This window comes from Autumnicola aciditolerans (assembly GCF_041679265.1).
Classification (GTDB): domain Bacteria; phylum Bacteroidota; class Bacteroidia; order Flavobacteriales; family Flavobacteriaceae; genus Autumnicola.
On the sequence record NZ_JBGFSM010000005.1, the window covers coordinates 232,595 to 251,977 of the forward strand.

Sequence of the window (19,383 nt, forward strand, 5' to 3'; positions counted from 1 at the left end):
TTAATTTATAGTTTGATCTTAAAAACTATCGTTTTTAGGTCGGGGGTAACTTCATAGGAGTAATTATAGTCCCTATATTCAAAAATGATCTTTTTTAAAATAATATCGCTGACCTCCTTAAGAGAAATATAAATCTGAGATTGTTTTCCTATTCTTTTTTTTACTATATGTTTCAAACTACTAAAATAATCTGCTTCAGAAACCTGAACCTGTAGGATCTTATTCTTATAGTATTTGATTCCTTCATTCATAAAATGTTCAACTACAGCGGCGATGTTTTCAAGATGTACTATAGCTTCAGGAAAATTTAATTCATCAGCTTCCTGCTTTTCAAAAGCGTTCCCCCAGAACGATTGAGAAACAGGTTTTATAATATTATTTCTTAAGTTATTAAAATAATGCTGTTGATTTATTCTCATAGCATTTTTTAGCCTAGGATTAAATGTTAGTGCCTTCTGCTCTGAATTTTGAAAAGATTGATGCCAATTATGATAAAAGTATATATCTTTTAATTTAATCTCATGATATCCAGCATTTCTAATTCGTGCATAAAGATCGACATCCTCAGCGCCATAGAAATGAAAAAACTCATCATAGCCAGAAACTTTATAAAAAGCATCCTTAGGAGCGAGAATCATTCCGTTTACATCTCCAGTTCTGTCATGTTTAAGCAAATCAAAATCTTTAATTTCGTAAACTTTCTTTGAATTTTTTCGGTTCAAATAAGCCATTCTAAACAGATAAAAAGTATCTGAAGAAATTTTATCTTCCAAATATGATGTTGCTTGTGAAGAAAAGAGCAAATCTATATCTGCAATAAAAATATTATTAGTAGTGGAATTTTTTATTCCGAAATTCAGAGCCCTACTCTTATTCCATAATTTTTGTGAGGTATGAAGATAAAAATAACAGCAAAAATCAAATTCTTTAAGTATATACTCAACCTGAGTAGAGATAGATTCTTCACTTCCATAATCTACAAAAATAACTTCAAAATTCTGAAGGTACTGCTTATGAAGAGAATCTAATGAAAGCTTTACCCTCTCTAAATCCCTGTCTCGAAAAGCATATATAATACTGAGTTTTTTATCCATTTATTGAAATTACCTCGCTTTCCACTTTATTATATTTCTCAAGAACTTTCTTCTTAACATAGCTTCTTTCAAGCTTAGGCCTTATTTTTTCCTGATTGTAACTGTAAGCCCTATTAAGAACTTCTATATCTCCCAGGCTTCTTATTATTAAGTCAGATATTGATTCCAGATCCAAAGGATCTTCTATTAAGAAGCCATTCAATCTATCCTCAATAATCTCAGCGGTAGCTCCACCAGGATTGGACTGGATTGGAAAAGCACCTGAAATTATTGCTTCCAGCAATGTATTAGGCATTCCATCTGAAATACTGTTGCCAATGTATATTCTAGATCGCTCCATGAGGTCCATGACTTCTCTTCTACCAATATTCCCGAAAATAGCAAAATTAGACCAGTTTGTCATACCGGATTCTTCTGCATAGACTACTACCTGGGAATCTGCTCCAAAAATTATAATTTCAAAACTATCAAGTTTTTCCCGTAAATTCTGAAGTACCTTTAGAACGGGAATACATTCACCAAATAAATCCTGATAGCCCTTAACAAGAATAGCATTTCTTTCTTTAGGCATCAGAAGCTTTTTATTTTTATCAAGCTCGTACCCGCCTCCCCCAGGGAAATCCCCAAGAAACTCTCCTTGAAAACTATATTTCAAGGCGATATGATAATCTCTTTTACAATCAGCAAACATATAATCTACGTATGGCAGAACATTTTTAATATCCTTTAAATATGCTATTTCATTCTGAAAATAATATAGATCATTTCCCCAAGCAGAATAAATCCATCTTACTTCAGGATACTTCTTCATAACATTAAGAATTGGGGCACAGGCAGAAAATAAAACGAAACTTTGTACTACATCAGGTTTAAACTCAACCAACTTTTCTTCAAAAATTTCCGCAAGTTTCTTTTCAAATATTTCACTTAAAACGTTATAAGCATAATTAAAATTCTTTTTTAAAAACTGTCTGCCTGGATAGTCAAATTTTCTTTTCCAATTTACGGTTTGTTGAACCCATTCTATTTTTTCTACTTTTTTACCATTATCAAATACATCTATCCAAAGCACTTCATGATGAGAAGCCTTGAGTTGATCCACCCAATTGAAAAAATGATTAGCAAACATGGAAACCATCAATATTTTCATCTACTTAAATTTTGAATCGCTTTTTTCAAATATGCAGAGGATAGATATTTCTCCAAGTCCTTTCTATTGAGTTTCATATTTTTCGGAGATCCTTTCCACAAAAGATATAATTTTTCCAAAAGATTTGTGATTCGTTCCTGATCCTCTACTCTGGACCAATAGGTATAATCATCTCCTAATAGTCTTTTAGATTCACTCAAGTCAGGTCCTAATAACAGAATAGGTCTATCAGCCTTAACACAATGTGGAAATTTTCCTGGCAAAAATGGACTTATGTCCGATTTTGCTTCTAGGATCACATTTACTGAAGATAGTTCCTGCATTTTTTGCACCTGAACAAAAGGCAATCCTTTCGGAAAAAAATGGATATTTTCATTATTTGAGGATATTTTTTTCAAAAATATTTCGTGTACAGAACTGTTACCGGCAAAAATGAGGTTTACTTTATTTGAAGCTGAAGGATATTTTTTTAGAAATATGAGAAATGATTTAACTAAAGGTTCGGGATCGCGAGGTTCCAATAAGGTCCCTGCATGCAAAATATTAAATTTAGAAGAATCAAAAAATTCCGGCAACTCTACCTCCCTGTTTTTTTGATTTGAAATTTGATGCGGAATTATAATCCCAGATCTTAAAAATTCCGAGAAGTAACTTCCCATCCATTTCATTAAAAGTTCTGAAGGAAAAGCCGAAAATGCGGCCCTTTCAGAAATCTCTTTTACAAATTGCCATTTTTTAAATTGTCCTGGTTCCACCCAGGCAAAAGGAGGAGGATATAGATGCATGGGATAAGGATCATGCATGTATGCAATCCATTTACTATGTAACTCAGGAATTTTTAATAATGCCTGATGTGGTCTAAAACTACCTCCTTTACTCAAAGTAAGGATATAATGAGGAATAAAACCTTCAATTTCCCGGATACTTTCAGCAATACTGTCCCTGTCGTTTAAAAGCGTAAAGGAGAAACCAAATAAATTTTCTAATAAGCAGTGTAAATCAATTTTCAGATCTTTGCGCAGCCTTCTTTCTATTCGGCTTAAAAAGAAATTTAAACTTCTTCTATTTTCCTTTATGGCAAAACATGGAATATCAGTTAACTTTATCTCCTGGCGGGTATAGTGATATACCATTAGCTCAAATCCGGCTTGGTGCAGATTTTTAATAAGGGCCACATTTGCCTTGGAGCCACTACTATCCTCTACATTTATAGATTCTGCTATAACAAGTATTTTTTCCAAGAAATAAAATTTGTGTAAAACTAATATTATCCACCTAACTCAGACTACTCTTTTTTCAATTTAATTAGATTTATCAAAGGACTTCCAAAATTTAAATTTATTTTTATTTTTCATTTTGTCTTCTCCATCCAAAAACTACTACCTGTAGCTTTAGCTGACAAAGGCATTTTTGAGAATAAATGATTATGAAACTTATTAAGATAATCAGAAAAAATTAAAATATCGAAAGAGGTATTGTACATAAGAAATGCCTTTAGGAAATAAGTCTCGTTCCATCCAAATCCATTTAACACCCATGATTTGGGATATTCGAAAGGGAACTGGATATCATGAAAATGAATAATCACTCCTTTTTTTAAAATAGGTAGTATCTTATTTAATATGTAATGGACATCACTCCCTGTTTTAACCACATGAGAACTGTCAATAAAAAGAATATCTCCTTTTTCCAGCCTTTCAAATGTTTTTAACGGCACCTTCTGCACTAGTTTTGAAATTAGTTGAACCGAAGTTATATCATTATCTTTAAAAAGCGATTGCAGCCGTACCTCTGGAAATGGTTCAATGAATGTTAAGTTAATTTTGTTTTGAAAGAAGGTTTGATTCATATCAAGCATTAATGCTGAAGAATAGCCAGATCCTATTTCAGTTATTTTTTTAGGTTGAAGATACCTGATAAATGAATACAGAATAATTCCGTCAGCATAAGCATAGTAACTATTGTTCAGGAAGTAGCGTTTTTCAGGAACTGGATTTTCTGGAAAATCCATCTCATCGTAGAATTTCTCAAATTGGTGAAAAAGTTCTGTTTGTCTTTCCTTATTAATGTTTATCCCCGGAATATTTTCTTCAAGCTCTGAGACCCATATTTCATCTTGTCTTTGCTTAATATCTTCTAGAGAAACTACACTGGAATAAAAATGGCCTGCGGGAAATTTAGAATTAGAATTAAGCTTATGTAGAGTTCTTACATAAGGCAGCCTATTCAGGAAATCCTTAAATCTATTTTTTAATTTCTTCATAAGTTAGAAATAGCAAGGTGTACTTTAGACTTTAAATTCATTCATTAGCACCTTTACTATTTTTTTTGCGGCCTTCCCATCACCAAAAGGATTAATTGTTTCTTTCTGTGGATTTCCGGGCTTATCTAATAATCGCATACTTTCAATAAGAATTTTATCTCTCGAAGCTCCCGTAAGTATACAGAATCCGGCATCAACAGCCTCGGTCCTTTCAGTTTCCTCCCGGGTAACTAAAGTAATCTTATTAAAACTTGGGGCTTCTTCCTGTATTCCCCCAGAATCTGATATTATAAAGTTACATCGCATCATCAACCATAATAAACCAGGATAACTTACAGGTTCGATAAGATCAATATTAGCAACTGAATTCAATTTTCCGTGAACAATCTTTTTTACTATAGGATTCAAATGAACGGGAAATATTATTTGCACATCTTCTCGATTAGCGATTTCCTTTAAAGCTTCACAGATTTCAGACAAGCCATGCTCAAAATTCTCTCTTCGGTGACCGGTAACAAGAATTATTTTCTTTCCTGAAATTAGCTTGAGTTTCAAGTGCCTGATCTCTTCGTTTTCATAACCAGATTGCAGTAATTTTTTCCCGAATACTAATGCATCTACAACTGTATTACCGGTAAAGTAAATTTTATCTACAGAGATCATTTCTCTTAAAAGATTATCTCCAGATTTTTTGGTGGGAACAAAATGAAAATCAGCAATCCTGCTAATCATTTGTCTATTCGCTTCTTCAGGAAAAGGAGAGTTTTTATTATAAGTTCGCAAACCGGCTTCAATATGTCCAATCCTAATTCCTGAATTAAAAGCAGCCATTGCAATAATAAAAGCAGTGGTAGTATCTCCTTGTACCAGTACAATTTCAGGAGCTTCTTTTAGTAAAATTTCGTTGATACTCCTGAAAATATCCGCACTTAAAAGGTTGAGATTCTGGCCCGGTTTCATTAAATCGAGATCAAAATCTGGTTCGATTTTGAAAAATTCCATCACCTGGTCCAGCATTTCGCGATGTTGTGCGGTTATGCAAATTCTATGATTTACTTCATACTTTCTTAAAGACTGAATAATAGGTGCCATTTTAATAGCTTCAGGGCGTGTACCAAAACAAACAAATACTTTCAAATTTTAATTATTTTTCCTTTTAAATAAAATATCGGTCTTAATACCGGGTATATTTTAAAACCTAATAGATATTTTGCTTTTTCAATTTCCCCGGCATTTGTCATTTTCAATATATGTTTTAGTACCTCCTGGGCGTTCAGCATAAAGCTTAATCTAATAAAGAATTTTTTAAGGGTGTTATTTAAAAGTTTTTTCTTCCCTAAATTATCAATTATTAAAAATGCGGCATTTTTATATGATGCAGTCCTAATGCTATTTTTATTCCAAAACTCCCCTGTATTTGAGTTGGAATGTTTTCTGTTATAATACAAAACCTTATTAATAGAAACACCTTCATAACCCGAAGATAAAATTCTGGAATAACATTCCCATTCTTCTCCATACATTAGCGATTCATTAAAACGAAGTTCCTCAAAACACCTTTTATTCCATAATACGGTACAGGAAGCAAATGGTATTTTTCCAGTGACCATATCAGGAAGATTCTCAATTTCAAACACCGCTTTTTTGATATTACTGATTTCAGAAAATTTCGGTAAATTGGACTGTTCTGAAAAAGGTTCTTTATGATACCTGCAAAAATCATATTGCTGATCTTTTAAAAATTCAAAACAGATTTTCAAATTATCAGGATGAATAATATCATCATCGTCAAAAAACTGAATAAAGTTTCCTTTTGCCAATGCTATACCCATATTTCTGGAACCGGGAAGTCCCTTCATGTATTTTTTTCCCCTTTTAAAGTATTTGAATCTTGAATCTGATTCTATAAATGGCTTTACAGCCTCTAAGGTATTGTCGCTACTCTCATCATCTATAATAATACATTCCCACTTCCGAAAGCTTTGATTAATAATAGTATCCAGAGTTTCACCAATAAGATGGCTACGGTTATAAGTTGCCATAATAATTGATATCTCAGGATTTATAGTTGCTGGCATTACTTCAAGAGCTTTTTAATGGATCGTAAAGGCGCAAGCAATTTACTTCCAATACGGAAATCTAATTTATCTGAAATTTTCATCTTTTCATTCTCCTCTTTATTAAGCCGGGCAAACAATTCATTCACAAGTAAATCAAAATGTTCAATATATAAGTCCTTATGTTTAAAAACTATCTGTCCAAATTTTTCATGTTTTAAATTCTTTATCCTGGTAGTAGTTGAGTTTTTTCCCACCTGATAATTGAAAAGGACTTTTTTAATAACTTCTGCGCGCCCTCCATTTTTAAGGATATTTAAATAAAATTCCCAATCTTCAAAACCTAAAATAGGTAATTCTGTTTCATAACCTCCACAAGCTTCCCAGTCGGCTTTTCTAAACATAGAACTTCCCAAAGCAGAGTTTGAAACCATGAAATTCCTGTAATCCCCTCCGGCAGGTGTATAAATATCAATTTCTTTCTCTTTAGTAAATCTTCTGGCCTGGCAGGTTACAATTTTAACCTCTGGATCTTCCTGCATTAATTTCACTGCTTTTTCACAAAAGGAAGGTTCAAAAAAATCATCTGAATCAAGGTTTAAAATATATTCTCCTGAAGTTTTTGCAATTCCATTATTCCGTGCAATGCTCTGTCCCTGATTTTTTTGAGTAATTAAAACATCGATAGAATCTGTTACAGCTTTAATGGCTTTTTTAGTTTGGGCATCAGAACCATCATCAATAACAATAATCTCCTTTTCCATATATGTTTGCTTTGCTGCAGACTCTACAGCCCTAACCACATCAGGATCGTTGTAACAGGCAATAATTATGGAAATTTTAGGATTCATTTCATATCAACAAATAGCTTATCATAAATTGCTGCTATACTTGCAGGCTCATATTTAGATAATATATTCCTATTAATTTGATAATTAGCCTTGTTCAAATTTATAGCATCTTTTAATGCATTTATAACAGAAACTTTATTTTTAGGATCAAAAATAGGAAAACCTAATTCCTCAAGTTGTTCTTTTAAATTACCTGTACAGGGGCCTAAGACAATCTTATCATATGTCAAACCCATAAAAATATTTCCGGAATTCAAAATATTAATACGAGGTATAAAAACAATATCGGCTGCAGCCATATGCAAACCAAATTCATTGTAGCTTAATCTCCCGTAATTAAAAATGTATTCCGGGGATTGATATTTACTCTTAAAATGAGTAATTAGAAAATTCTTAACATCAATAATTTTTTTTAACCTAGTACGTCCAGGAAAATCATATCTTAATTCCGCCCTCATATTAGTTGCAATTAAAACTTTTTCAGGCGCTTGAACCATTTTAAAAGCATTTAAAATTAAATCTCTTTCTTTATGAAACCTAATTTGTCCTGGGGCAATTATTACTAATGCTTCTTTAGAAATACCCAATTTCCTTCTTGCCTCCTCCTGTTTAAAAAATGGAAATGAGTTTCTATATAAAGGATGGTATACTACTTTATGATGTGCTTTAGGATATATTAATTCGTATTTCTCTTTGCTATAATTTCCAAGGTGAATAAATACATCAGCATTAGATTCAACAATTCGAAAAAGTTCCTGGTAATTATTTGTTGTACCTTTTATTCTACTGAAATCATGTTTCGTATAAAAAATCAAAGAATGTTTTTTCCATTCAAGTATTCTTCTTTCCAAGTCAGAAAGCTCTTCAGATGACGGTTCGAACCAATTAAAAATAGCTTCAGGCCAATGTATGTTTACAATACTGAAATCTGAAGAATATTCACTTATATTTGCATAGGTAAATTCACAATTTGAGTATGCTATTATCTCTTCTAAATAAGGGTTGCCTTCTTGTTGAAAAGGAAGAAAAACTTTCATTTAAAGGAATTTATTAAGAGGCCCGAAAGTAATCCTTTTAAACGATAAAAGAAAAACGGTTTAAAATAGATCCCTTTAAACCTTTTTAAAATTTCATTTTTGATAACCCTTATTTCCTTATTCCTGGTAATTATGTAATTAACCTTATATTTTTTAGAATATAATAATTTATTTCTAATATAGAAATAGTGAAATGATCCATTTTTTGGACTGTTTAAATTATATACAATCGCACTCCGATTTACTGCTAATTTCCATTCATATAATTTAGCATTCGTACACCAATCGGTTTCTTCCCAATACATAAAATATTCTTCTGGAAGAAAGCCTATTTCATAAATTGCTGCTGTTCTTAATAAAATACTACTTCCATCTATATAATCTATCTCGTAATCAACTTTTTCATTCTTATTAAAAGCAAACTTATTATGATTTTTATGAAAAGTCTTTATACCATCCAATTTATCAATAACCTCGCCATCCGAAAAAATTTTATCACTATGTTCTCGGGAAATTATTCGTGGGCCTACGGCTGCTAAGGAGTGATCTCTTTCCATCAAATTTAGGAGGAGACTTAACGTATTTCTTTTAGTCCGTATGTCTGGATTTAAAATCCAAACATAATCTGCTTTTTCTTCAAGAGCTTTTTTTATTCCAATGTTATTGCCTCCAGCATAACCTAAATTTCTTGAGCTAAAAATTAAATTTTCGTGGGGAATATTTTGCTGAAGATTACTTACATCTTCTGATTTTGAACAATTATCTATAATTAATATTTGAAAATTTTGATAAAGATCTCTTTTTAAATTTTTAAATAAGCTCACTGAGTCATGAGAGCTATTATAGTTTAATATTATTACATATACCCATGGCAGATTTTTATCCATTCTTTTAATTAGCTAATAATACTCCTTTATTATAACCGTTCCAGTATCTTCAAAATTTCTGTTCCTTTTTGACAGGCAGTGAACTTAGCAAATTCTTTCCTGTTAAAATTGGAATGCTCTACTCTTTTTATTGGATTGTTAAAATAAAATTTAATTCTTTCAGCCATAGCTTCAATATTTAAATATGGAACAATAAATCCACCCTTATTTTCAATAATTTCAGAAATACCTGTAGCCTTATCAAAACAAATTATAGGTATGCCCAACATCCCGGCTTCAATACATACCAAGGGAAAAGGATCTTCTCTGGAAGTCATCAGGAAAACATCAAAATCTTCAAAATAAGATTCAGGCTTTTCAACTTCACCCACAAAATGGATATCATTTTTTAATCCAAGTTTTTCTAGTTCCAGATCCAGACTTTCTTTATCGGCTTCTGGAACCAGGCCAACCCAAGTGAATTCTATATCAAATTCAGAATAATTATCTTCCAAATACCGGGCAACCTGGATAAATAAATCTGTTCCTTTCCTATGACCAAACTTTCCGGACCCTCCAACCTTAAAAACTTTTTTATTCTTCTTTAGTTTATCTGAAGTTTCCGGCTTTTTGGTGAATTCATAAACTACCTGGATCTTATGTGCAGGTACCTGATGATTAACAATCAAATTATCCTTCACCATTTCCGAGGCTGCGATCACAAAATCTATATTATCTACATATGGCCTAAAATCACCAATTGTCCTCTTTATTTCAGATTCCAGTTCATGTACATGAAGAATTAATTTGGATTTATTCTTCTTCAATTTAATTCTCTGGGCCAAAGAAAGTGATACCGTTGTATTTGAATAAATAATGTTGAAATCCCTACGGGACAAGTCATCTATAAAATCTTTTTTGGCATCCCTGTGGTGGTAGTTGATTTCTAATTTTCTGAAAACTTTCCTTTGCCAGCGTTGAATGAAAGTTGGTTTGGTATTGGTAATTCTTGAAAAATCATAATATTCGTACGCCACTTCTTTGAATTCTTTTGACAAGCCCCCATTATATAAAGATAAAAGTACAAAATGTATTTCCGGATGCTTTTCCTTTAACCATTGCAAAAAATACAAAAGCATAAATGGCGCCCCTGTCCTTGACGATTCGTGAGATATAAAAAGGATTTTTTTCAAAGCAGATTAATTTTTTAAGACTAAAATTTATTTAGAAGGCCTAGTTTTATTAATAATCCTATTTTCCTCGATTTTCGCAGAATAGAAATTTTACTTTCCAGTATTGAAATTTGCTCTCTATATTTAAATATCTGTTGACTATCTTCCAAGAAAAAACTATATTTTGATTCCAGGACTTTCCTTCTTTCTTCTAATACCAAATCCCAATTTTCAGGATCGGTACTTACTCCATCCAGATAGTGAATGCTTAAAATTTCATTTACTTTAAGGTAAGAGGCCTTACAATCACAAATACTTTCGAGAAAAAATTTCCAGTCTGAAACAATCTTTAAACCTTCATCATAATATCCGGTCCTTTTGAATAGATCGACCTTTATAAAAGTTGCCTGGTGAGGTAAGGTATATTTTGTAAAGTATGAGAAGACCAATTTATCCGGAAATCTTCTCACATATTCCGCATCATTTTTAACAACCCTTATATCAAAATATATGAGGTCTTCATCACCAAGAAATTTATGGTTTCTTGCGAGAATGCCATCATCTGTAAAATGGTCACCACTATTTAAAAACAATAAATATTCTCCTGAAGCCACTGCAATGCCCTTGTTCATCGCATTATAAATTCCTTTGTCCGGTTCACTAACCCAATAATCTATCCTTCCTTTAGAACTTTCAATAGCTTCCCTACTACCATCAATAGAACCTCCATCTATAATAATATATTCAAAATCCTTCCATGTTTGTTCAAATACACTCTGCATGGTTCTCTTAAGACCTTCAATGTTATTGAGATTCACCGTAATAATTGAAATATGAAAGTTTTTTGGCATTAATTATATATCGTTTAAAACCCTTCGAGAATTCTATATATTTTTTCTTTTATTACAAAAAACAATCTTTTGCTAAAATGAAAATTTTTAAAATTATGATCTTTCATATGAAGATAATGGGAAAATGAAATCGTTCTTTTAAAGAAAATTGTTTCTAAATTATAATCCCCATATTTTTGAAGAAAATCTTTTCCTAAAAATTGTGCGTAACCTTTCAAAAATCGTATCTGAACTTTATTTAATTTTTTTTGCTCTGCAATTTTTTTAGCATTATGATATCCCTCGGCAGAATTCTGAAAAGGATCACCATATTTTCCCTTAAACTTATTATTGTTTTGTGTGTTTAAATTAATCTTATTGAAAGGAATACCCAGCCATCGATATAACTCCTTTATCTGTACATCCTGATTTTCTATAAGACTTTCATAATTCACAAAATAAGTGTTCTTATTGTTAGAATAGCTTTCCTCAAACTGAGAAATAGTTACAGGCCCTAGGATAAGATCCCTATAATAGGGGAGCATCTTTTCTGAAGTACTGGCATTCCATGTTTTAAAAATCGATTTCGCGACCTCCAAAGGGTTTCTCTTCAGAATAATCATTTTCGATTCAGGGAAGAATGCTCTTATTTCATTTATAATTTCCCAATAACGAGGTGTTTTATCAATTATAAAGTCATAATTTTTTATTAATGGACTATATAAACTCAAGAGAAATTGTTTATTACTTTCCTCAAAATCTATTTCCGGAAAATTATTTTTATACTCTTTAAATGCATCAATCGCAAGCTCATTATCAAAAGTAGCCTCAACGAGAGAGGGCTTGAGTATATTTATAAAATTTAATAGTATCCATGGTTCACTACACGTGTTGACCACATCATTGTTTGAAAGCAGGTTCTGTAAGTAGGTAGAACCACTTCGAGGAAGGGAGATGATAAATATTAAATTTTCTTCTTTCAAATCAGTTTCTAAGTTTTCTTAGAATTTTTTGGAAAGAAGAAACTTTAGGCTCTTTAAAAATCAAGTTACTTTTTTCCTCTCCTAAATCAAGTAAAATTTTATTTACCCTAGATTTAATGTAGTTGGATGTTTTAAAATCCTGACGGCTAATTTCAGGTAAATATTTTTTAAAAATATAATATAAACATTCCCGATGAACTTCCTTTCTTTTTGTAGACAAGCCACAGCGGCTTATCCTGTTTTTAGTGGTTGGTTCCAAAGAAAACTTTACTTTTGCAATTTTGGCTAATCTAATTTTAAAATCAAAATCTTCATATATTTCTAGATTCTCATCATACAGACCGATCCTTTCAAGTAAAGAACGTCTTACTAATTCATTTCGATAGAGGGTGCTTCTGGGAAAATCTCTACATATAGTTTTTATAAATAAATTTTCTTTTTTTGATAAATTGAAATCACTGCTGGTCCATATCCACTTCACTTCATTTAAATCTTTCGGCTCAACGTACATATGGTTTGAAAAAGCTACATCACATTTTTCTTTTTGAATTATTCTTGATTCAATCTCAAGTTTATGGGACAAATAAACATCATCTCCGTCCAAATAAGTCACATAATCACCAGTAGCATTTAGCAACCCAATATTTCTAACTTTTGAAATGCCAAGGTTTTTGCTATTAAATATAGGTTTAATGCTGGGGTATTCTTTTGTATACTGGCTAATTAGTTCCTGAGAACCGTCATTTGAAAAATCGTCAACCACTATAATTTCTATAGGTTTCACCGTTTGTTTAAGAACACTTTCAATGGCATCTTTAAGATAATTCTTCTGGTTATAAGAGGTTATGTACACTGAAATATTCACAAGCACTAAAAATTAGAATTTGTTGCAGAAAATTTTAGACCATTCTCATATATTAAAGTATTCTTAGTTTTTGCGAGTAATGAATAATTGTTGTGCGTTAACATAATATCTATATCAGATTTCTTAATAGTTTCTACTTCAGAATTACAGTCCTCTATCAGTATTATTTTAGGTTTCCATTTCTCAAAATCAAATGATTTTAATACTTTGTAATCTAATCCTTCCACATCAATATTTAAAAAGTCAATTTCTTGCTTCTTTGAAAGATACTGTTCTAAAATAAAGTTTAATGGCATTAATTTTATGGTTACTATATCTAAAATCCTATAATTTTTAAATCCATCTTTTAATTTAGCTAAGTCTTTTGAAAAAGTGTTTAAAGCAGGTTCATTAAAAATATAATAATGACTTTCCTCTTCAACATCCGAAATTCCATATTCTATATTAATATCATCGGGGCGAACCCTATTGAATTCCTTCATACTCCCCGGCATGGCATCAATATTAATTCCTCTCCAACCTATTTTATAAAATAAATAGGTATTAGAGAATCTCTTGGGATGATGAGCTCCAACATCTACAAAAAAGCCATTTTTTTTTCCTTCAAAGATTCTCCTCAGTATTAGATCTTCTCCCTCCTGCGAATATGATAAGTTTACAAATGGATCAGGTTTCTCCATTACTGATTTCAAAGGAGCCTGATATAAATCTATGAGACTATTAGGTGTTAACTTGTAAATTATTTTTTTTAGCAAACGGTTTCCCATGACCCCTTTATTAAAATTTTTGCCTTTTTATTAAACCCAAGCTTACCCGTTCCAAAGAAATCCCCTTTAAAAACGTTAAAACTTCCTATAGGTTCTTTAGGCCAATCAGCCTCTTTCTTATCGCATTCTATTCTACCTTTGACAATGTAGCTACCTTCATTTAAAAAGAAATCGGGAATTGAACATTTTACTAAATATTCCCCAGCTTTATTAATATTTAAATTATTATTTTGATAAGAAGTATACAGCACACTTATTAGATCATTTTCAGGAGTATGAATGGAAAAACCTAAATCAATATTTTCATTTTTACTAATTCCTTTTACTACTAACTGAAAGCATAAAGTAACTGTTTCACCGTTTAAAACTGTATCTACTATTTGTCCATTTCGATTTTCAAGGTAAAACTTAGAGAATTTTACCATACCCGAGCCACTTCGATCTTTGATCAATTCCAAATTTTCAGGAATCACTTCATTCTCATAAGTAAGATAGTAACTTACAGCTTCTTCTATAGAGCCCTCAAATCCTGCGTTCCCATTTTCAAGAACAATTCCTCTAGTACAGAAGCTTTTAACACTTGCCATATTATGACTTACAAAAAGTACTGTTCTCCCTTCTCCTGCTGAAAGATCCTGCATTTTTCCAATGGCTTTTTTCTGAAATTCAGCATCTCCTACGGCCAATACTTCATCTACTACTAAAATTTCAGTTTCCAGGTGTGCAGCAACAGCAAAACCAAGTCTTACCGTCATACCGCTACTATAGCGTTTTGTAGGAGTATCAATATACTTTTCACAGCCCGAAAAAGCAATAATTTCATCTAATTTCCTTGTAATTTCTGCTCTTCTCATCCCTAATACGGCACCGTTCATATATATATTCTCTCTACCAGTAAGTTCCCCGTGAAAACCTGTACCGACTTCCAGTAATGAGGCAATACGCCCTTTCGTTTTTATACTACCCGTAGTAGGAGATGTTACCCTGGAAAGTATTTTTAATAAGGTAGACTTACCAGCACCATTTTTACCGATAATTCCCAATACTTCTCCTTGTTTAACTTCAAAATTAATATCCCTTAAAGCCCATACATAATCTTCGTTTGCTACGCTACTTCGATCATTTACTGCTCCTAACTTTAAGTAAGGATCTTCCTTACCACGCAATTGGTGCCACCAGCGGTTAAGGTCATGTCCCAACGTACCCGTTCCAACTGTTCCCAGCCGATATTGTTTAGATATATTTTTAGCTTTTAAAATCAATTTCTTATCACTTACTTTTAATCCGTACGTTCCCTGATAATTATTATGGAAACCTTCATTTCAAGTTCTGAAAAAGTTTCTTTTCAGCAAAAATAAATATATACGCATCACCTTAACAGGATGAAATTTCCACAATGATTTCGCTAACCGTAGCGATTGACTGTAATTCTTCTCACGGAATAAACATGCCATTAATGAAAATTTATGTTGTACTAAACTTTCTTTTATAATTGCTCTATGACTTGAGAACTTGGGATCATTATATATATTTTCTATTATTTTTAAATTCACTTTAGCGATATCACTTGGCACCCTTTTGAGCTTTTCAGAAACCCCTATTTCCTTTCTGTAAACTGCGGTAACTTCATCAAAATATTTTATTTTTTTCCCACTTCTTATAGTCCAAAGGTAAATAGGCCAATCACCATATGGCAAATCATCCAACCAAGAAGGAAATTCCTCTTTTAGTTGTATGTTTCGAAATAATACTGAAACAGAAGGAATGAAATTTTTAAAAATCAAATCCTTAAAATCAGAAACATTTGGAAGGTCAGCGCCCTTTTTTATATGGACTTCACCATTTGGATATAAAAAATTTACTGCAGTATATGTTATATAAAAATCAGGATTCGATTCTAAAAAGCTTACTTGTTTTTGCAGCTTTAAAACATCAATCCAATAATCATCTCCATCACATATTGCAACATACTTGCCCTTGCATTCTTTAAAGGTTTGAATAAAATTCTGGATTAATCCAATATTCTTTTTGCTTTTTAAAAGCTTGATTTTTTGCGGATATTTTTCAGCATAATCCTCACAAATTTCAGTTGTTCTGTCCGTACTACAGTCCTCCCCAATCACCAGTTGAAAATTAAAATCTGTTTTCTGACACAGGATACTCTCAATGGTATGACCTATAAAATTCTCCTGGTTATAAGTCAACATAAAAATGCTTACAAAAACACTACTCACAAAATTAATGTTTATATATTATCATTTGGCTTCTGGCAAACGGCCTGTTTATAGACAAAGGAATATTCTTTTCATTTGTTAAAGCCCACCGTTTAAATTTATTTCTTGACTCTCCGGAATTCATTAACCGGCTAAAGCGCTCTAAAGTTCCCACAGGAACTGTTTTTACTTCTTTAAAAAATTCTTTTCCCGCTTGCTCAAAATGTTTTGAACTAAAAGACCTATCCGGGTGGGGATCATTTTCTTTCCATACTTTAAAAGCCCTCTTATTAAATTTTGAAGGCCGTCCTTTTACCGGAATATGCCAGCGAATTTCATCCAGAATTCTATTGTTGACTGCAGGCTCAAAAAAACGGGCTTCCCCTTTATCCTTTAAAAGCCGGGCAGTTTCTTTAAGGAATTTTCGTTCTAAGGGAATTGTGAGGTGATGTAAAAAAGCTTTTCCCACTACAAAATCAAAACTGTGGGATGGTAGCTCATTTTTTAAAAAGTCACCCGCCACAAAAGTAATTGGAATCCTGAAATTATAAGAATCATTCAGTTTTTTAATAATTTCACCACTCGCATCTGCAAGGTCATTCGCATACACTTCAGCTCCCAAAGCTGCCATAACCGCAGCATTTACGCAATCTCCACAACCCATTTCCATAACTTTTTTTCCTTTAATCTTTTCCGCAAAATGATTTTGGTATAGGGCAAACCAACTGGTTTCGGTGCTTGTCGCGGAAGCTAAAAAAGAATCCAGGTTATTTATCCAATAAATAATATTATTAATATTAAAATTGGCATAAAGCTTTTCGTAATGCTCTTTATTCTTTTGTTGATTTAAGTCTTCCACATATCCTAAGTTAGCGGCTAAATGTAACAAAAATGCCATAAAGTCTAAGCACAAAGCTTTGATTCTGCTTAATTCATAAATTGACTATATTAGAAAATCAATTAAATAGTGTCACTTTCAGTAATGAATTTACAAACAGCAGCAAATTCCCTATCTTTCCACTTTCAAAATTCTTAAATCCAGAAGAAAACTTTTGAGCTCCAAAAAACTTTTTATTCTCCTTCCGGATGGCGTGGGCCTGCGCAATTTTGCCTTTACTTCTTTTGTGGAAACAGGTGTTAAGGCTGGATGGGAAACTGTTTTCTGGAATAAGACGCCATTCAGCCTTAAGGAACTGGGGTATAGAGAAATTTCACTGGAAGGAAAACCGCGTGCCTTTACCGATCTTTTAAAAAGGGCCAAGATCATTTCAGAATTAAATTTTTTTCAAAAAAAATTCAACGATCCCGTTTATGGAGATTATAAATTCCCTGCTGCCTCAAAAGGATTAAAGAATAAGCTTAAAAACCTTGTCGTTGATTTTCTTGTTTTAAGCCATTCCGGGAAAAAAGGTTTGCAAAGACTAAGAAAAAGATTAATAAATTCGGAAAGAAAATCCAATTACTATAAGGCATGCAAGGCAGTTCTTGAAAAAGAAAAACCAGATTTTATATTTTGCACCAACCAGCGTGCCGGTCATGCTATTGCGCCATTGACTGCAGCAGCCGACTTGAATATCCCCACGGCTACCTTTATCTTTTCATGGGACAACCTGCCAAAGGCGACCATGGTAGTAGAAACTGATTACTATTTTGCCTGGAGCGATTATATGAAAAAGGAATTGCTCAAGTTTTACCCCTATATAAAACCGGAGCAAATAAAAATCACCGGCACACCGCAGTTTGAGCCACATTTTGATCCCCTACTAAGAAAAACACAAGAAACATTTTTCCAGGAAAATAATCTTGATCCTGATAAGGAATATATTTGTTTTAGCGGGGATGATGTGACCACTTCCCCCAATGACCCTCAATACCTGAAGGATATTGCTGAAGCGGTTCAAAACCTTAACAGGAGCGGCCGGAAGCTCGGGATCATTTTTCGCCGTTGCCCGGTAGATTTTTCAGGTCGTTATGAGGAAGTCCTGCACGAATACCATGATATTATTACCCCTGTAGCCCCTAAATGGAAAAAACTTGGTGAACGTTGGAATGAAATTCTTCCTACGAAAGAAGATTTACAATTACAGATGAATACTATTTTACATACCGAAGCAGTTGTAAATGTGGGCTCTTCGATGGTATTTGATTACGCGGTTTTTGACAAACCATGTCTTTTTCTGAATTATCAGGCTGAAAATAGCCAGGATAAAACCTGGTCTACAGATAAAATATATAATTTTGTACATTTCCGTTCCATGCCAGATAAAGACGCGGTTTTCTGGCTTAATACCAGGGAAGAAATAGAAGCCAAACTAGTGATGGCTTTAAATGAAAATTCCCATATCATTTCTAAGGCAAAAAAATGGTTTGAAATTATCAATTACCATCCCCCGCAAAAGGCTTCGGAAAGAATATGGGGAGAAATAGAAACCGTAATATGAAGCAAAAGATAATTTTTCTCAATTCCTTTCTTCCCCGGACCGGGCATAACTTTACTGCTGAAGTAATAAAAGTTTTTTCAAATCATGAAGTGCTTGCCCATTCACGAAGTGAAACCAGGCTTTCTTCCATCCTAGAATCTTATTATGAAGTATATGATAAAAAAATACTCTTCGATAGTGACAGGGAATTTATGGATGAGCTGTTTATTAACGATCTAAGGCAGAAAATTGTCCGAAACTCCAGCTATGAGTATATAATGATAAAAGATACTTCTTTTGTTGGAGTAGAAAGGCTTCCTTTCATTTTTCCAGATGATTTTCATTTTATTTTAATTAGAGATCCAAAAGCGGTTTTTCTTTCTCTATTAAAAGGAATGAATCTTCAGAAAAAATGCCTTAAAAATGAGGTAAAAAAATGGGGAATACCTATGGGGTTTTATCCATATAGTTACAGTAAAAAATTAAGTAACCAGGTATTGGAAGTTTTCCCAAAAATGGAAAAACATTTTATAATTAGATATGAAGATCTGGTTAATAAAGATGAAAAATTACTCATGGAGCTAAAAGAAAAATTTAATACTCCTAAAAGCCTGGAAAAGATCAAAAAGGAAATAGAGGAAATAAATGTAATTAATTCTTCCTTTTATAAAGAAGTAGGAGCAACGAAAATCTGGGACGGTAAGCCCAAAACGGATAAATTTAATCCCATTAACCGTAAGTTAACTAATCCTTTTTTAAGAAAAGGAATAGAAGCCGGAAGTCTAAAACTTCGTAAGAAATTAGGATATATTTAA

The 19,383-nt window shown here is 32.5% G+C and carries 19 protein-coding genes; 2 read left to right on the plus strand and 17 right to left on the minus strand.

The window, feature by feature from the left end:
* Positions 1-5: 5 nt before the first annotated feature.
* The 17 genes from AB8M93_RS07245 to AB8M93_RS07325 form a co-directional block, all read right to left on the minus strand.
* Positions 6-1,094: a glycosyltransferase family 2 protein gene (locus tag AB8M93_RS07245; protein ID WP_373056903.1), complete on the minus strand. Its 1,089-nt coding sequence runs from the start codon at positions 1,092-1,094 to the stop codon at positions 6-8.
* Entirely contained in the window at positions 1,087-2,244 is a 1,158-nt protein-coding gene (locus tag AB8M93_RS07250; protein WP_373056904.1) for a glycosyltransferase, read from the minus strand. Before AB8M93_RS07250 ends, AB8M93_RS07245 begins: the two co-directional genes overlap by 8 nt.
* A complete protein-coding gene (locus tag AB8M93_RS07255; protein ID WP_373056905.1) occupies positions 2,241-3,485 on the minus strand; it encodes a glycosyltransferase family protein in 1,245 nt (414 codons plus the stop codon). Before AB8M93_RS07255 ends, AB8M93_RS07250 begins: the two co-directional genes overlap by 4 nt.
* A gap of 110 nt (positions 3,486-3,595) precedes the next feature.
* Entirely contained in the window at positions 3,596-4,507 is a 912-nt protein-coding gene (locus AB8M93_RS07260) for a class I SAM-dependent methyltransferase (RefSeq protein ID WP_373056906.1), read from the minus strand.
* A 24-nt stretch (positions 4,508-4,531) separates the two neighbouring features.
* A complete protein-coding gene (gene wecB, locus AB8M93_RS07265) occupies positions 4,532-5,644 on the minus strand; it encodes a non-hydrolyzing UDP-N-acetylglucosamine 2-epimerase (RefSeq protein WP_373056907.1) in 1,113 nt (370 codons plus the stop codon).
* Positions 5,641-6,585 carry a glycosyltransferase family 2 protein gene (locus AB8M93_RS07270; protein WP_373056908.1) on the minus strand — a complete coding sequence of 315 codons (945 nt, stop codon included), beginning with the start codon at positions 6,583-6,585 and terminating at the stop codon, positions 5,641-5,643. Before AB8M93_RS07270 ends, wecB begins: the two co-directional genes overlap by 4 nt.
* Positions 6,585-7,415, minus strand: coding sequence for a glycosyltransferase family 2 protein (locus tag AB8M93_RS07275; protein WP_373056909.1), 831 nt, complete (start codon positions 7,413-7,415; stop codon positions 6,585-6,587). Before AB8M93_RS07275 ends, AB8M93_RS07270 begins: the two co-directional genes overlap by 1 nt.
* Entirely contained in the window at positions 7,412-8,452 is a 1,041-nt protein-coding gene (locus AB8M93_RS07280; RefSeq protein WP_373056910.1) for a glycosyltransferase family protein, read from the minus strand. The genes AB8M93_RS07275 and AB8M93_RS07280 overlap by 4 nt, the downstream gene beginning before the upstream one ends.
* Positions 8,449-9,339 (minus strand): glycosyltransferase family 2 protein, encoded by an 891-nt coding sequence (locus tag AB8M93_RS07285; RefSeq protein ID WP_373056911.1) that lies wholly within the window; start codon positions 9,337-9,339, stop codon positions 8,449-8,451. The genes AB8M93_RS07280 and AB8M93_RS07285 overlap by 4 nt, the downstream gene beginning before the upstream one ends.
* Before the next feature lie 29 nt (positions 9,340-9,368).
* Positions 9,369-10,511: a glycosyltransferase family 4 protein gene (locus AB8M93_RS07290; protein ID WP_373056912.1), complete on the minus strand. Its 1,143-nt coding sequence runs from the start codon at positions 10,509-10,511 to the stop codon at positions 9,369-9,371.
* Positions 10,512-10,531: 20 nt separating this feature from the next.
* Entirely contained in the window at positions 10,532-11,341 is an 810-nt protein-coding gene (locus tag AB8M93_RS07295; RefSeq protein WP_373056913.1) for a glycosyltransferase family 2 protein, read from the minus strand.
* A gap of 14 nt (positions 11,342-11,355) precedes the next feature.
* On the minus strand, positions 11,356-12,303 hold the full coding sequence (locus AB8M93_RS07300) for a sulfotransferase family protein (protein ID WP_373056914.1): 948 nt from the start codon (positions 12,301-12,303) through the stop codon (positions 11,356-11,358).
* Between the two features lies 1 nt (position 12,304).
* Positions 12,305-13,168, minus strand: a complete 864-nt coding sequence (locus AB8M93_RS07305) for a glycosyltransferase family 2 protein (RefSeq protein ID WP_373056915.1) — start codon at positions 13,166-13,168, stop codon at positions 12,305-12,307.
* Between the two features lie 5 nt (positions 13,169-13,173).
* Complete coding sequence (locus AB8M93_RS07310) at positions 13,174-13,935, minus strand: FkbM family methyltransferase (protein WP_373056916.1); 762 nt, start codon at positions 13,933-13,935, stop codon at positions 13,174-13,176.
* Positions 13,917-15,197 carry an ABC transporter ATP-binding protein gene (locus AB8M93_RS07315; RefSeq protein ID WP_373056917.1) on the minus strand — a complete coding sequence of 427 codons (1,281 nt, stop codon included), beginning with the start codon at positions 15,195-15,197 and terminating at the stop codon, positions 13,917-13,919. Before AB8M93_RS07315 ends, AB8M93_RS07310 begins: the two co-directional genes overlap by 19 nt.
* A gap of 60 nt (positions 15,198-15,257) precedes the next feature.
* Positions 15,258-16,169, minus strand: a complete 912-nt coding sequence (locus AB8M93_RS07320; RefSeq protein ID WP_373056918.1) for a glycosyltransferase — start codon at positions 16,167-16,169, stop codon at positions 15,258-15,260.
* 4 nt (positions 16,170-16,173) lie between these two features.
* Positions 16,174-17,046, minus strand: coding sequence for a class I SAM-dependent methyltransferase (locus tag AB8M93_RS07325; RefSeq protein WP_373056919.1), 873 nt, complete (start codon positions 17,044-17,046; stop codon positions 16,174-16,176).
* Between the two features lie 154 nt (positions 17,047-17,200).
* Here AB8M93_RS07325 and AB8M93_RS07330 point away from each other — a divergent pair, with 154 nt between their 5' ends.
* Both AB8M93_RS07330 and AB8M93_RS07335 read left to right on the plus strand, forming a co-directional pair.
* Entirely contained in the window at positions 17,201-18,589 is a 1,389-nt protein-coding gene (locus AB8M93_RS07330; protein WP_373056920.1) for a glycosyltransferase family protein, read from the plus strand.
* Positions 18,586-19,383 carry a hypothetical protein gene (locus tag AB8M93_RS07335; protein WP_373056921.1) on the plus strand — a complete coding sequence of 266 codons (798 nt, stop codon included), beginning with the start codon at positions 18,586-18,588 and terminating at the stop codon, positions 19,381-19,383. The genes AB8M93_RS07330 and AB8M93_RS07335 overlap by 4 nt, the downstream gene beginning before the upstream one ends.

Coding starts and splice junctions, on each gene's coding strand:
- AB8M93_RS07245 (WP_373056903.1), bottom strand. CDS start 1,094: ATGGATAAAAAACTCAGTATTATATATGCTTTTCGAGACAGGGATTTA.
- AB8M93_RS07250 (WP_373056904.1), bottom strand. CDS start 2,244: ATGAAAATATTGATGGTTTCCATGTTTGCTAATCATTTTTTCAATTGG.
- AB8M93_RS07260 (WP_373056906.1), bottom strand. CDS start 4,507: ATGAAGAAATTAAAAAATAGATTTAAGGATTTCCTGAATAGGCTGCCT.
- AB8M93_RS07270 (WP_373056908.1), bottom strand. CDS start 6,585: ATGCCAGCAACTATAAATCCTGAGATATCAATTATTATGGCAACTTAT.
- AB8M93_RS07275 (WP_373056909.1), bottom strand. CDS start 7,415: ATGAATCCTAAAATTTCCATAATTATTGCCTGTTACAACGATCCTGAT.
- AB8M93_RS07280 (WP_373056910.1), bottom strand. CDS start 8,452: ATGAAAGTTTTTCTTCCTTTTCAACAAGAAGGCAACCCTTATTTAGAA.
- AB8M93_RS07285 (WP_373056911.1), bottom strand. CDS start 9,339: ATGGATAAAAATCTGCCATGGGTATATGTAATAATATTAAACTATAAT.
- AB8M93_RS07295 (WP_373056913.1), bottom strand. CDS start 11,341: ATGCCAAAAAACTTTCATATTTCAATTATTACGGTGAATCTCAATAAC.
- AB8M93_RS07310 (WP_373056916.1), bottom strand. CDS start 13,935: ATGGGAAACCGTTTGCTAAAAAAAATAATTTACAAGTTAACACCTAAT.
- AB8M93_RS07325 (WP_373056919.1), bottom strand. CDS start 17,046: ATGGCATTTTTGTTACATTTAGCCGCTAACTTAGGATATGTGGAAGAC.
- AB8M93_RS07335 (WP_373056921.1), top strand. CDS start 18,586: ATGAAGCAAAAGATAATTTTTCTCAATTCCTTTCTTCCCCGGACCGGG.